Source organism: Klebsiella sp. ZJOU C1, assembly GCF_035620215.1.
In the GTDB taxonomy this organism is placed as follows: domain Bacteria; phylum Pseudomonadota; class Gammaproteobacteria; order Enterobacterales; family Enterobacteriaceae; genus Klebsiella; species Klebsiella variicola.
Genome location: NZ_CP141644.1, coordinates 5,264,365 through 5,277,693 on the forward strand (window position 1 = coordinate 5,264,365; position 13,329 = coordinate 5,277,693).

Genomic DNA, 13,329 nt, shown 5'->3' on the forward strand with positions numbered 1-13,329 from the left:
CATGAAAATTCTGGTGGTAGGCCCGTCTTGGGTGGGCGACATGATGATGTCGCAAAGTCTTTATCGTACGCTCAGGGCGCGCTATCCCCAGGCGATTATCGACGTGATGGCGCCAGCCTGGTGCCGTCCGTTGCTATCGCGCATGCCGGAAGTGAATGAAGCGATCCCGATGCCGTTGGGCCACGGCGCGCTGGCTATCGGCGAACGCCGCAAGCTCGGCCATAGCCTGCGCGAGCGTCGCTACGATCGCGCTTACGTGCTGCCGAACTCGTTTAAATCGGCATTAGTCCCCTTCTTTGCCAACATCCCGCTGCGCACCGGCTGGCGCGGCGAGATGCGCTACGGCCTGCTCAACGACGCCCGGGTACTGGATAAAGACGCCTGGCCGCTGATGGTGGAACGCTACGTGGCGCTGGCCTACGACAACGGCGTGATGCGCTGCGCCAAAGATCTGCCGCAGCCGCTGCTGTGGCCGCAGCTGCAGGTCAACGATGGCGAAAAATCACAGGCCTGCAACGCCTTTAATCTCTCAAACGAGCGGCCGATCATCGGCTTCTGCCCCGGCGCGGAATTCGGTCCGGCCAAACGCTGGCCGCACTATCACTATGCTGCGCTGGCTAAAAAGCTTATCGACGATGGCTATCAGATTGCGTTATTCGGCTCGGCGAAAGATAACGAGGCCGGCAAAGAGATCATCGCCGCCCTCAGCAGCGAGCAGCAGGCCTGGTGTCGTAATCTGGCGGGTGAAACCCAGCTGGAGCAGGCGGTCATTCTGATCGCCGCCTGTAAAGCTGTAGTGACTAACGATTCGGGGCTGATGCACGTCGCCGCCGCGCTGGACCGCCCGCTGGTGGCGCTGTATGGCCCGAGCAGCCCGGACTTCACCCCGCCGCTGTCGCATAAAGCGCGGGTTATCCGCCTGATTAGCGGCTACCACAAGGTGCGCAAAGGCGATGCCGCGGAAGGCTATCATCAGAGCCTGATCGACATCACCCCAGAACGCGTCCTGCAAGAGCTGAACGAACTGTTAGCGGAAAAAACCGAGCACGAGGAAGCGTAACGGATGCGGGTATTGATCGTAAAAACCTCGTCCATGGGCGACGTGCTACACACGCTGCCCGCGCTAACCGACGCTGCGCAGGCCATCCCCGGCATTCGCTTCGACTGGGTGGTTGAAGAGGGTTTCGCGCAGATCCCCTCCTGGCATGAAAGCGTCGAGCGGGTGATCCCGGTGGCGATTCGCCGCTGGCGTAAAGCCTGGTTTTCCGCGCCGATTAAAGCGGAGCGTCAAGCCTTCCGCGAGGCCGTTCAGGCGGTAAAGTATGACGCCATCATCGACGCCCAGGGGCTGGTGAAAAGCGCCGCGCTGGTTACTCGCCTGGCGCACGGCGTCAAGCACGGTATGGACTGGCAAACGGCCCGCGAGCCGCTGGCGAGCCTGTTTTACAACCGCCGCCACCATATCGCGAAACAGCAGCACGCGGTGGAGCGTACCCGCGAGCTGTTCGCCAAAAGCCTTGGCTACACGAAACCCCAGACCCAGGGGGATTACGCCATTGCGCGCCATTTCCTGCAGCACGAGGCTAGCGCTGCCGCGCCCTATCTGGTGTTTCTGCACGCCACCACCCGCGATGATAAGCACTGGCCGGAAACCCGCTGGCAGGAGCTTCTCGATCTGCTGGCCGACAGCGGCGTCCGCATTAAGCTGCCGTGGGGCGCCCCGCACGAAGAGGCGCGGGCAAAACGACTGGCGGAAGGCCGGGAGTATGTTGAAGTGCTGCCGCGCATGAGCCTTGAGCAGGTGGCGCAGGTTCTGGCCAGCGCCCGGGCTGTCGTCTCGGTCGATACCGGACTGAGTCATTTGACCGCCGCGCTGGATAAACCGAACTTCACGCTCTACGGCCCGACCGATCCGGGGCTGATTGGCGGATACGGTAAAAACCAGCATATCGTCAGGCCGGAAAACAGCACCAGCACCAGCGATATTCCGGCCAGCCGGGTTCATCTTCTCCTGCAAAATCAGGGGCTGCTCTGATGGGATCCCTGTTTAAACAGATCTACCGCTATACGCGCCCTCGCGCTTATCGCCACAATGAAAATCTGTGGCCTTTTACCCGTATTACGCGCGCGCCAAGCGGCGAAATCAGCGCGTTACGCTATAAAGGGAAAACGGTGCCGCTGGTCAGCCTGAGCGCGCTGAAAAACAGCATGCAGGGCGAAGTCCTGCTGACCGCCACCGGCCCCTCAACCCGCAATATCGATTTTTCCCTGTTGTCGAAAACGATCCCGGTGATGGGCGTCAATGGCGCCTGGCATCTTGCCGACCGGCTGCACTTTTCGCTCTATACCATCGTCGACATGGAATTTTTCGATAAGAAGCCTGATATTATCCGCGCCATTGTCAGCCAGCCGGAGATTCTGCTGTTCACCACCATGCACGGGATCGCCAAAATCCTCGATCGCTATGGGGACGCACTACGCTGCCGTTTGGCGTTGATTGAGGACGGTTGCTATAAGATTTACCAGCCGAAAGTCGCCAGCGAAGCGATAAAGCGCGCTTACCAGCAGAATGCGGCGATGTGCTTTCATCCTCAGCGCCCGGATATCTGTTTTAGCACCGATATTCGCCAGGGCATCTTTGATGCCGGCACGGTGGTCTACTGGGCGCTGCAAATTCTCGCCTGGCTGGGCTTCAATACTATCCTGGTGAGCGGCCTGGATATGACCAACTTTAACCAGCCGCGATTCTACGAAACACAACAAGAAAAATTGCCTTCTTACCTGGCAACAAAAGTGGATACCCTCGTCATGCCCTCCTTTGCGCATGCCGCGCAGGTACTGCAGCAACGTCAGATTCGGGTGATTAATTTTTCCCCAGAAAGCGCTGTGCCGGATACTATCTTCGAAAAGGTTGCGTTTAATGAGTACTTTAAAAGTGAGTAACTTCGCCAGACAGGGTTACTCGATTGTCTTTCCTTTGTTTTTATTTTTCAGCGCGATTTTTTGCATGTCCACCCGGACCAATAATCTGCTGCATTTATCGATCCTGCTGCTATTGCTGTCGCTGGTACGCCAGGAAAACCGCCAGGCGCTGGCCGGGGTGTTACGCGAGCAGTGGCAGACCTGGACGCTGCTGGCAGCTTTCTTTATCTATTACGCCCTCAGTAACCTGTGGGGACATACGCCACAGCATATTGACTCGCCGATCACCCACGGCGTGTATCTGACGGGGTATCTGTTGCTGATGACGATGCTGCTCAGCGACGAACGAACCCGCCGCCTGGCCATGCTGGCGGTGGTTGGCGGGATCACCGTGCTCTCCCTGTGGACGCTGATTATCGACCATACGCTGGTCCTCACCGAACGAGCGGTCTCCCCCGAGAACCCCGGACCAACGAACGTTATCGACCTTGCCGGTTACTGCGGCATCGGCATTTTAATCTGCGGCATGCTACTGAAAGAAAAAGCCAGCCACTGGCTCTATCTGCCGGTGGTCATCATGCTGGTGATGCTGCTGCTCACCCAAAGCCGTGGGCCGATCATCGCCCTGGTGCTGGCGGTCGGCTGCACGTTGCACCTGCACGTCTTCACCCGCCGCAACCTGCTGATCGCCGCGGCGCTGGCTGTGCTGGTTGCGCTGCTTTTGGTCATGACGCCGGTGGGCGACATGCTGCTCGCCCGTTTCGAGGAGCTTGGCACCCAAAGCGGGCTGCGCCTGAGCATCTGGCACCATACGCTGTCGGAGATGGCCAGCCAGCCGTGGCTGGGGCGCGGTTTCAGCTATGAACTGGATTTCATCAACTACAGCGGCGAGCACATCACCACCACCCACAGCGTGTATATGGGCGCCCTGCTGAAAGGCGGCATCCTGGGGTTACTGCTGCTGCTGGCGGTCATTGCCTGCGGGCTATGGCAGGCGTGGCGCAAGCGCCACACCGACAGCCGCTACAGTCTGGCGATCCTGTTTTACGCGCTGGTGTTTATGGCCTCGCAGGGGATGTTTATCATCAGCAACCCCCGGGAAACCTGGGTGCTGTTCTGGCTGCCGCTGGGCATCGCGCTCAGCAAAGGGCTGGCGGAAAAACGCTAACAAAAAGGGCCGTCAGCGGCCCTTTATTATATTCACTTTTAAATCAACTGCGGGCGGCGACCAGCCGGTCGGCCTGCTCTTTAATCACGGGCCACACTGACTCAATCGCCACATCGGCGACATTCGCTTCTTCACAGACGATCTGTTTCGCCTTGTCATAGCCCGGCGCCCAGATGTGATAGCCGGGCAGCCCGGTATCCTTGAGTTTGCGCTTGTTATAGACCGCCACCATCGGTTTATCGAAGGCCCGGGCGATATGCACGATCGAGGTGTCTGGCGTAATGACTAAATCACAGCTGCGGATCACTTCGACGGCGGAGTTGATGGTACTGTCGGCGATATACAGCGCCATATCCAGCCCCAGCTGGCGGATTTTCTCACTACGCCCCACCATCACGATACAGACCCGGTAAGGTAGGGCGCGTAACCGCTCGACCAGGGTCGCCACCTGGTGACGACAGAAGTCTTTATCCTCAGACGCGGTAAAAGGGTTAATGGCGATACGCAGTTCGACCTCTCCGGCCTGGGAAAGCAAGCGAGCCACTTTCTCCCGCTCATGGCGGCAGCCGGGGAGATGATAGTGATACGGGTGGTCGTCAACGATGCCAAACAGTTTCACCACCTGTTTATAGCGCTGGGAAATATGGCTGTTGCTGTCAAAAAAAGCGATCGAATGATCGTAAAGTTTATATTGATCTTTATTAAAACCAATCACGCTGGCCGCCCGTAAATCGGCGAGTAATTTAAAGCGTTCATAGCTGGTGACGTCATCAAAATCGATAACTGCATCAAAACCTACCGCCCGCAACGTATTTAAGGACATGCGCGGCCGATATAAATATACTTGCTGAATGAATTCTGAGCCTGCTAATATTTCGCAGCATATTGGTCCGGTTAACACCGAAACCTGATATCCCCGTTCGGCCAGTATTCTGGCGCAGCCGGTCGTGACCACCATATCCCCGACTTTATCGTCCAGGCGCAATAGCAGTACGCGGCGGACAGCCGCTGGGTCGAAGGCTTTACGCGCCGGCTTATTTCTGTATCGATAGTTAATTAAATTAAATTTAATGCCGCGGAAAAAAGCATTCTTTTTCCGCGTTAATTGTTTAAGGATACGCATACGGTACCTTGAGCTGTGTTAGCGCTGTGTGATTTTCCGCTGGTAATATTCTGCCAACGTCATGCCCTTCACCTGCGGCGCCAGCCAGCTAAAAAAGGCTTCAAGGTCAGCGTATAAACGCTCAATATCCCGTTCATTCTGGAACGTGGGGCTGCCGCCGGGCATATACTCTGAAGAGTGGAGCATATATTCCACGTAGTCATTGCCCTGCGTCAACGTTTGTTCGACGACTTTTTTCATCGTCTCCACGTTGCCGCCCATCGGACGCAGCCAGTGTACGGAGGGGGAACGCACTTTACCCCGCAGGCGATCGTAGCCCTGCTTCACGCTGTTCATCCACGCTGAGTGCTTGTACTGAATGCTCATCGGCACTTCCAGCAGCGGAGAGTGGCCTTCGCGGCTGATATCATTTTCATCGAGAAAATAGGCATGCTGCGGGAAGCGGCGATAATCGGTCCCGCCATCGCCCTGCGGCGCTCCCTTGGCGGTCTTCCAGTTCACCCGCGGGGTCACCGAGCAATCCACCTGATAACCGTGCTCCACCAGCAGACGCGCATAGCGCTCGTCAAAGGCCCAGCGCCCGGCGCGATGGCTGACCATTTTAGTCTGGAAAGTATCCTCCAGCAGATGCGTCATATAGTCGACCTTCTCACGCATCATGGCATCGCTGTATTCAATGAGATAAGGCTTATGCCGCCAGTCATCGGCGGTCAGCGGCTCGGTCGGCGGGCTGTTCCACGCATGCAGATGCATGCCGACTTCCGCGGTGCCGCGGGCAATCACGTCTCTGGCGAATTCGATATAAAAGGGGTCGATGGCCATTTCATAGTTGGTCAAATAGACCGGTTTAAAGCCATACTTTTCGCAAAGCTGCTGAAAACGCGGGAGATAACGCGCATTCTCGGTGGTGATGCTGTCATGTTTTTGCCAGAGGTTATCGCCCTCTGTATCAATCGTGATGAGAAATGCGGGATTGTGCACGAAAACGTCCTCAGGCCATACGTATCGGGTCATGGTAGAGCAATACAACGCTTCTCTCAATCTGTCTGATCCCCTAGAATCGGAACCCTTATCCTGGATGAAGAACAGAGTATGACGCCTGAAACCCTCTCCCGCGGCCCGTTGAACCCGGCGCGGATCCTGGTCATTAAGCTGCGCCATCATGGCGACATGCTGCTGATCACGCCGCTTATTCACGCGCTGAAACAGCAGTATCCCGCCGCCAGCGTGGATGTGCTGCTGTATGAAGAGACCCGGGATATGCTCGCCGCCAACCCCGATATCCATCATATTTATGGTCTCGATCGCCGCTGGAAAAAGCAGGGAAAAAGGCATCAGTTGAAGATGCAATGGCAGCTCATTCAGACGCTGCGTCAGCAGCGATACGATATGGTGCTTAACCTTGCTGACCAGTGGCCGAGCGCGATTATCAGCAAACTGACCGGCGCCGCGACGCGGATTGGTTTTGATTTTCCGAAGCGCCGCCACCCGGTCTGGCGCTATTGCCACACCGCGCTGGCCTCCACCCAACAGCACAACCAGCTGCATACGGTACAGCAGAATCTCTCTATTCTCGCTCCGCTCGGTCTCCCGTTGAACGACGCGCCGGCGCGGATGGGCTACAGCGAAGCAGACTGGGCCACCAGCCGCGCCCTGCTGCCGGAGGAGTTCCGGGAAAACTACATCGTCATCCAGCCAACGTCGCGCTGGTTTTTTAAATGCTGGCGCGAAGATCGTATGAGCGCCCTGATCAACGCGCTGTCCGCCGAGGGGTACGCGGTGGTGCTCACCTCCGGCCCCGACGATCGAGAGAAGAAGATGGTGGACACCATCATCGCCGGCTGCCCGCAGGCGCGTCTGCACTCTTTAGCCGGCCAGTTAACGCTGCGCCAGCTGGCGGCGGTGATCGATCACGCCCGCCTGTTTATCGGCGTCGACTCGGTGCCGATGCATATGGCTGCGGCGCTCGGCACTCCGCTGGTCGCCCTGTTCGGCCCCTCGAAGCTGACCTTCTGGCGTCCGTGGCAGGCGAAAGGCGAGGTGATCTGGGCCGGCGACTTCGGTCCACTGCCCGATCCGGACGCCATCAACACCAACACCGAAGAACGTTATCTCGATTTAATTCCTACCGACGCCGTGATCGCGGCGGCGAAAAAGGTACTGGCATGAGTAAATTCAGGCTGGCTCTGGTGCGGCAGAAGTACCGCCCGGACGGCGGCGCAGAACGGTTTGTCTCCCGCGCGCTGGAAGCCCTCGACAGCAGTCATCTGCAGCTGAACGTCATCACCCGCGAATGGCAGGGGCCGGTGAAACCGGACTGGCAGATCCATATCTGTAACCCACGTAAATGGGGGCGCATCAGCCGCGAGCGCGGCTTTGCCAACGCCGCGCGTGCGCTCTGGCAGCGTGAGTCTTTTGACCTGGTGCAGAGCCATGAACGTATTCCCGGCTGCGATCTCTACCGCGCTGGCGATGGCGTTCATCGCCGCTGGCTGCAGCAGCGCTCGCGCATTTTACCGGCCTGGAAAAGCCGCCTGCTGTTCGCCGACCGTTACCACCGCTACGTCATGCAGGCGGAGCGCGAGATGTATGAAGACTCACACCTGCGCGGGGTGATCTGCAACGCCGAGATGATCAAGCGCGAGATCATCGAAGACTTTGGCCTGCCGGCGGAGAAGATCCACGTTATTTACAACGCCATTGATAACCAGCGCTTCCTGCCGCCGGACGAAGAGACCTTTGCCGCCTTACGCGCCAAATGGCAGCTACCGCTGCAGGCGACCTGCCTGATCTACGTCGGCTCCGGCTTTGAGCGCAAGGGACTGGCGGCGGCAATCCGCGCCATCGCCCCCACCAATCGCTATCTGCTGGTGGTTGGCAAAGATAAGGATCAGCCGCGCTATCAGGCGCTGGCGAAGAGTCTCGGCTGCGAAGCGCGGGTGCGCTTCTTCGGCATGCAGTCGGAGACGCTGCCCTTCTATCAGATGGCCGATGGTCTGCTGCTGCCCACCCTCTACGATCCGTTCCCCAACGTCATTCTCGAGGCAATGGCCTGCGGTCTGCCGGTGATCACCACCACCGGCTGCGGCGGGGCGGAGTTTATCGTCGACGGCCACAACGGTTACGTCTGCGACGCCCTGGATATCCCGGCGCTGCAGCAGGCGGTGATGGCCCTGCCTGCCCGCGCGCTGGGCTCCGCGCAAGGTGGTCGCGCCCGCGAGCGCATCATGGCCTGCACCAGCGAGCGACTCTCAACCCAGCTGCTTTCTCTTTATCAGGATCTGGTGAAATAACGATGCGCATCTTATTTGTGATTGACGGTTTACCCGGCGGCGGCGCGGAAAAAGTGGTCCTGACCCTGGCAGCACAGTTCCTGCGCGACGGCGATCGGGTGTCGCTCATTTCGCTGCGCGATGTCTGCGAGTATCCGTTGCCCGAGGGTCTCGACTATCAGGTGGTGGCCGATCGCTGCCGTAAACCGTGGCGCAAGCTGACCGAGCTGTCCCGCCGCGCCCGCCAGCTGGACGCCGCGGTCATCCGGGCCGAACAGCAGGGGCAATTTGACCTCGTGCTTTCCAACCTGCACAAAACCGACCGCATCGTCGCCCGCAGCCGGGCGCTGCGCGAGCGTAACGTCTGGTTCTGCCTGCACGGCGTATTCTCTGCCTCCTATCTCGGGCACCGCACCGGCTTTGACCGCTGGATGAAGCAGCAGAAAATTAAGCGAATTTACCAGGGTCGCAACGTGGTGGCGGTTTCCGACGCCGTGGGACGCGATCTGGTGGAAGCCTTCGCCCTGCGTCCGGCACAGCTGAAAACCATCTACAACCCCTTCGATATCGCCACTCTGCGCGCCGAGGCGGAAGCCGAGAGCGAGCGACCGGCCGGTGACTATCTGATTCACGTCGGCCGCTTCCATCCAGGCAAACGCCACGACCGCCTGCTTGAAGCCTATGCGCAAAGCGGCATTGACGCGCCGCTGGTGCTGTTAGGCCAGGGAAAACCGGAGCAAGAGCAGCGCCTGCGCCAGCTGGCCAAAACGCTGCAGGTTGACGATCGGGTGTGGTTCAAGGGTTTTCAGAAAAACCCCTTACCGTGGATCAAAGGCGCACGGATGCTGGTTTTAAGCTCCGATAGCGAAGGATTCGGCAATGTGGTGGTGGAAGCGCTGCTGTTGCATACGCCGGTTGCCAGCACCCGCTGCCCCGGCGGCGTCACCGAGATCCTCACCGGCGAACTTGCCCGCGGTCTGGCGGATCTGACCAGTCCGGCGCTGGCTCAGACGATGCAAAGCATTTACCATAACCCGCCGACTATCGACGACGCCGCGCTGGAAAAATTCAGCGTCGTGTCCATTTGTCAGCAGTACCGTCAGCTGCAGCGCACCTGACGCCGTTAGTTAACCAGGATCGAAGATTTATGAGTCAAACGCCTTTATTGAGCATCGTGGCTGCCGTCTACAACGGTGAGAAATTTCTTGCGCAGTTCTTTGAGTGCCTTGAACAGCAGCAGCTGGAAAGCTATGAACTGATCCTGGTGAACGATGGTTCGACAGACAACAGCCTGGCGGTGATCGCCGAATGGCGGGATCGGCTGCAGAACGTCCAGGTACTGGAGCAGGAAAACCAGGGCGTCTCGGTCGCGCGCAATACCGGCCTCGCCGCCGCCAGCGGCAAATATCTGGCGTTTCCGGATATCGACGACAAACTCTATCCGGGCATGTATCGCACGCTGCTGGAGATGGCCGAGAAAGAACATCTCGATATCGCGACCTGCAACGGCACCTACGTGTATGAAAAGCGCCGCGAGAGCCACCCGATCTTCCCACTGGATCGCCTGCCCTCGACCGGCGTGCTGCCGGGTCATGTCTGGCTCAAGCAGGCCCTGGACTCGCGGAAGTTTCTACACGTCACCTGGCTCAACATCTATCGCCACGACTTTATCCGCCAGCATCACTTCCATTTCGAACCCGGCCTGCGCCATCAGGATATCCCGTGGACGACAGAGGCGCTGCTGGCCGCGGAGCGCGTGCAGTACACCAGCCAGCAGTTCTATGATTACTACATCCACTCTGAGTCGGTGTCGCATAAGCCGGACAACGACGACACGCTGATGCGTTCGGCGCGCCACTATATGAAGATTCTGGAGATGCTGGAGGCGATCAACCAGCGCTACCCGGATAAAGTGCGCCATATCGCCGCCTGTCGCTGGCAGATCGCCAAAGAAGGCCTGGGGATCATCCACACCTTCGACAGCATGAAAGATGAGTCGAAAAAGCATGTTATTATTAAAGAATTCTTCGACCGCGGTATCTGGCGGTTAATCTGGAAAAACGCCTGTACTTTCCGTTTACGCTGGCGCCTGGGACGCCGTTATCTGCGTATTAAGCGTTATCGCCACGCGGTATAGACCAAAAACCCGCTGTTTCCGCCAAAGAGATAGCTTTACGCGGGCGAAATGCTTAGAATTTGCCCGCCAAAACAGAGAACGGATAAATAGTTTGGAATTGCTTTATACCACCCTACTTTACCTTATTCAGCCGCTGGTGTGGCTGCGGCTGCTGCTGCGCAGTCGTAAGGCTCCTGCCTATCGTAAACGCTGGGCGGAACGCTATGGCTTCTGTCAGAACAAGGTAGAGCCGGATGGCATTCTGCTGCACTCCGTTTCCGTCGGAGAAACCCTGGCCGCCATTCCGCTGGTTCGCGCTCTGCGCCACCGCTACCCTTCGATGCCGATCACCGTCACCACCATGACGCCGACCGGCTCCGAGCGCGCCATGTCGGCGTTCGGCAAAGATGTCCATCACGTCTATCTGCCCTACGATCTGCCCGGCGCCATGAACCGCTTCCTGAATACCGTTCAGCCGAAGCTGGTTATCGTGATGGAAACCGAGCTATGGCCGAATATGGTGGCCGCGCTGCATAAGCGTAAGATCCCGCTGGTGATCGCCAACGCCCGCCTTTCTGAACGTTCCGCCAAAGGCTATGCCAAACTGGGCGGTTTTATGCGCCGCCTGTTAAGCCGTATTACGCTTATCGCCGCGCAGAATGAAGAGGATGGCAACCGCTTCCTTGCTCTCGGACTGAAGCGCAACCAGCTGGCGGTCACCGGAAGTCTGAAATTCGATATCTCCGTCACCCCGGAGCTGGCGGCCCGCGCGATTACGTTGCGCCGCCAATGGGCGCCACACCGCAAGGTCTGGATTGCCACCAGCACTCACGACGGCGAAGAACAAATCATCCTGCAGGCGCATAAAAAACTGCTGGAGACCTTCCCGAACCTGCTGCTGATCCTCGTTCCCCGGCATCCGGAGCGCTTCCCCGACGCGCGTGAGATGGTGCAAAAGGCCGGAATGAGCTTTACTCTGCGCAGCACCGGCGAGATCCCCTCCTCCAGTACCCAGGTGGTGATTGGCGATACCATGGGTGAACTGATGCTGCTCTACGGCATTGCCGACCTCGCCTTCGTTGGCGGCAGCCTGGTGGAGCGCGGCGGCCATAACCCGCTCGAGCCGGCGGCGCATGCCATTCCGGTGCTGATGGGGCCGCATACCTTCAACTTCAAAGATATCTGCGCCAAGCTGCAGCAGGATGATGGCCTGATCACGGTCACCGACGCCGACTCGCTGGTCAGGGAAGTGTCCACGCTCCTGACCGATGAAGACTACCGCCTGTGGTATGGCCGTCACGCGGTGGAAGTGCTGCACCAGAACCAGGGCGCGCTGTCGCGTCTGCTCAAGTTACTGCAACCTTACATGCCGCAACGGAGTCATTAATGTCGAACCGGCTTTCCGTGGTGATGATCGCCAAAGATGCAGCGGAGCTGCTGCCGGATTGTCTGGACTCCGTTAGCTGGGCAGATGAAATCATCGTCCTCGACTCTGGCAGTACCGACAACACCGTCGAGCTGGCCCGCCGCCTCGGCGCCCAGGTCTATACCCATACCGACTGGCGAGGCTATGGTATTCAGCGCCAGCGCGCGCAGGACTATGCCACCGGCGACTGGGTGTTGATGATCGATACCGATGAGCGCGTCACGCCAGAACTCAGGCAGGCTATTCTTAAGGTGCTGGCAGCGCCGCAGCGCGGCGCTATCTACAGCATCGCTCGTCGCAACTACTTTCTCGGACGCTTTATGCGCCACAGCGGTTGGTATCCCGATCGCGTGCTGCGCCTGTACGAACGCGCCCGTTACCGCTATAACGATAATCTGGTCCATGAATCGCTGGATAGCCTGGGCGCAGAGGTCATTCCGCTAACCGGCGATCTCCTGCATCTGACCTGCCGCGACTTCGCTGGCTTCCAGCAAAAACAGCTGGCGTATGCTGCCGCGTGGGCGCTTGAGCGCCACCGCAAGGGCAAGAAGACCTCGATGGCGGGCATTTTCAGCCATACCCTGGGCGCGTTCCTGAAAACGCTGCTGCTGCGCGGTGGGGTGCTGGACGGTAAGCAGGGCTGGTTACTGGCGATGGTCAACGCGCAGTATACGTTTACGAAATATACCGAGCTGTGGGCGCTGAGCCACGGCTACTCGGAGAAAGGGTAATCATGAGCACAAAAGCGATCTATCCGGGTACCTTTGATCCCATCACCAACGGTCATATCGACATTGTCACCCGCGCGGCGAGCATGTTCGATAAAGTGGTGCTGGCTATCGCCGCGAGCCCGAGCAAAAAGCCGATGTTTACCCTCGACGAGCGTATCGCGCTGGCCACTCAGGCAACAGCGCATCTGGTTAACGTGGAGGTTATCGGCTTTAGCGACCTGATGGCCAGTTTCGCCCGCGCGCAGCAGGCCAATATTTTAATTCGCGGCCTGCGGGCGGTGGCGGATTTCGAGTATGAGATGCAGCTGGCCCACATGAACCGCCACCTGATGCCCACCCTTGAGAGCGTGTTCCTGATGCCGTGCAAAGAGTGGTCATTTATCTCTTCCTCACTGGTGAAGGAAGTGGCGCGTCACCAGGGCGACGTTTCTCATTTCCTGCCAGCTAACGTCCACCAGGCGCTGTTGAATAAGCTGAAGTAACGCATCTATCTGCTGGGGCATGAGCCACGCAGGCTGGCGCTGCACTGCGCCGCCCATCCACACCGGCTCTGTCCCGGTCTTTGTGCCAG

13 protein-coding genes are annotated in these 13,329 nt (G+C 58.6%); 11 read left to right on the forward strand and 2 right to left on the reverse strand.

Going from position 1 to position 13,329, the window contains the following annotated elements:
- Position 1: 1 nt before the first annotated feature.
- Genes rfaF through SPE70_RS25280 form a run of 4 tightly spaced genes read left to right on the forward strand, consistent with a single transcriptional unit; the run spans position 2 to position 4,090 of the window.
- The gene (gene rfaF / locus SPE70_RS25265; protein ID WP_008806848.1) at positions 2-1,060 is read left to right on the forward strand and encodes an ADP-heptose--LPS heptosyltransferase RfaF; all 1,059 of its coding nucleotides are present in this window, start codon (positions 2-4) and stop codon (positions 1,058-1,060) included.
- Between the two features lie 3 nt (positions 1,061-1,063).
- Entirely contained in the window at positions 1,064-2,035 is a 972-nt protein-coding gene (gene rfaC, locus SPE70_RS25270) for a lipopolysaccharide heptosyltransferase RfaC (protein ID WP_016161953.1), read from the forward strand.
- Complete coding sequence (locus SPE70_RS25275; RefSeq protein ID WP_038421898.1) at positions 2,035-2,943, forward strand: sugar glycosyltransferase; 909 nt, start codon at positions 2,035-2,037, stop codon at positions 2,941-2,943. Before rfaC ends, SPE70_RS25275 begins: the two co-directional genes overlap by 1 nt.
- Positions 2,921-4,090, forward strand: a complete 1,170-nt coding sequence (locus tag SPE70_RS25280) for an O-antigen ligase family protein (protein WP_022064893.1) — start codon at positions 2,921-2,923, stop codon at positions 4,088-4,090. Before SPE70_RS25275 ends, SPE70_RS25280 begins: the two co-directional genes overlap by 23 nt.
- Positions 4,091-4,133: 43 nt before the next feature.
- On the opposite strand, the gene SPE70_RS25285 is transcribed toward SPE70_RS25280, so the two are convergent.
- Together SPE70_RS25285 and SPE70_RS25290 are read right to left on the reverse strand one after the other, a co-directional pair.
- The gene (locus tag SPE70_RS25285; protein WP_008806844.1) at positions 4,134-5,213 is read right to left on the reverse strand and encodes a glycosyltransferase family 9 protein; all 1,080 of its coding nucleotides are present in this window, start codon (positions 5,211-5,213) and stop codon (positions 4,134-4,136) included.
- Between the two features lie 18 nt (positions 5,214-5,231).
- On the reverse strand, positions 5,232-6,194 hold the full coding sequence (locus tag SPE70_RS25290) for a polysaccharide deacetylase family protein (protein ID WP_012540311.1): 963 nt from the start codon (positions 6,192-6,194) through the stop codon (positions 5,232-5,234).
- A gap of 111 nt (positions 6,195-6,305) precedes the next feature.
- On the opposite strand from SPE70_RS25290, the gene rfaQ reads away from it, so the two are divergent.
- The 7 genes from rfaQ to coaD all read left to right on the forward strand — a co-directional run bounded on the left by rfaQ (position 6,306) and on the right by coaD (position 13,240).
- Positions 6,306-7,382 (forward strand): putative lipopolysaccharide heptosyltransferase III, encoded by a 1,077-nt coding sequence (gene rfaQ, locus SPE70_RS25295; RefSeq protein WP_016161955.1) that lies wholly within the window; start codon positions 6,306-6,308, stop codon positions 7,380-7,382.
- Positions 7,379-8,506: a glycosyltransferase family 4 protein gene (locus SPE70_RS25300; RefSeq protein WP_016161956.1), complete on the forward strand. Its 1,128-nt coding sequence runs from the start codon at positions 7,379-7,381 to the stop codon at positions 8,504-8,506. Before rfaQ ends, SPE70_RS25300 begins: the two co-directional genes overlap by 4 nt.
- Before the next feature lie 2 nt (positions 8,507-8,508).
- Entirely contained in the window at positions 8,509-9,603 is a 1,095-nt protein-coding gene (locus tag SPE70_RS25305; RefSeq protein ID WP_008806840.1) for a glycosyltransferase, read from the forward strand.
- A 29-nt stretch (positions 9,604-9,632) separates the two neighbouring features.
- Complete coding sequence (locus SPE70_RS25310; protein ID WP_008806839.1) at positions 9,633-10,622, forward strand: glycosyltransferase; 990 nt, start codon at positions 9,633-9,635, stop codon at positions 10,620-10,622.
- Positions 10,623-10,713: 91 nt separating this feature from the next.
- Entirely contained in the window at positions 10,714-11,988 is a 1,275-nt protein-coding gene (gene waaA / locus SPE70_RS25315) for a lipid IV(A) 3-deoxy-D-manno-octulosonic acid transferase (protein WP_008806838.1), read from the forward strand.
- Positions 11,988-12,758 carry a glycosyltransferase family 2 protein gene (locus tag SPE70_RS25320; protein ID WP_012967058.1) on the forward strand — a complete coding sequence of 257 codons (771 nt, stop codon included), beginning with the start codon at positions 11,988-11,990 and terminating at the stop codon, positions 12,756-12,758. Before waaA ends, SPE70_RS25320 begins: the two co-directional genes overlap by 1 nt.
- 2 nt (positions 12,759-12,760) lie before the next feature.
- The gene (gene coaD / locus SPE70_RS25325) at positions 12,761-13,240 is read left to right on the forward strand and encodes a pantetheine-phosphate adenylyltransferase (protein ID WP_008806836.1); all 480 of its coding nucleotides are present in this window, start codon (positions 12,761-12,763) and stop codon (positions 13,238-13,240) included.
- Positions 13,241-13,329: the final 89 nt, after the last annotated feature.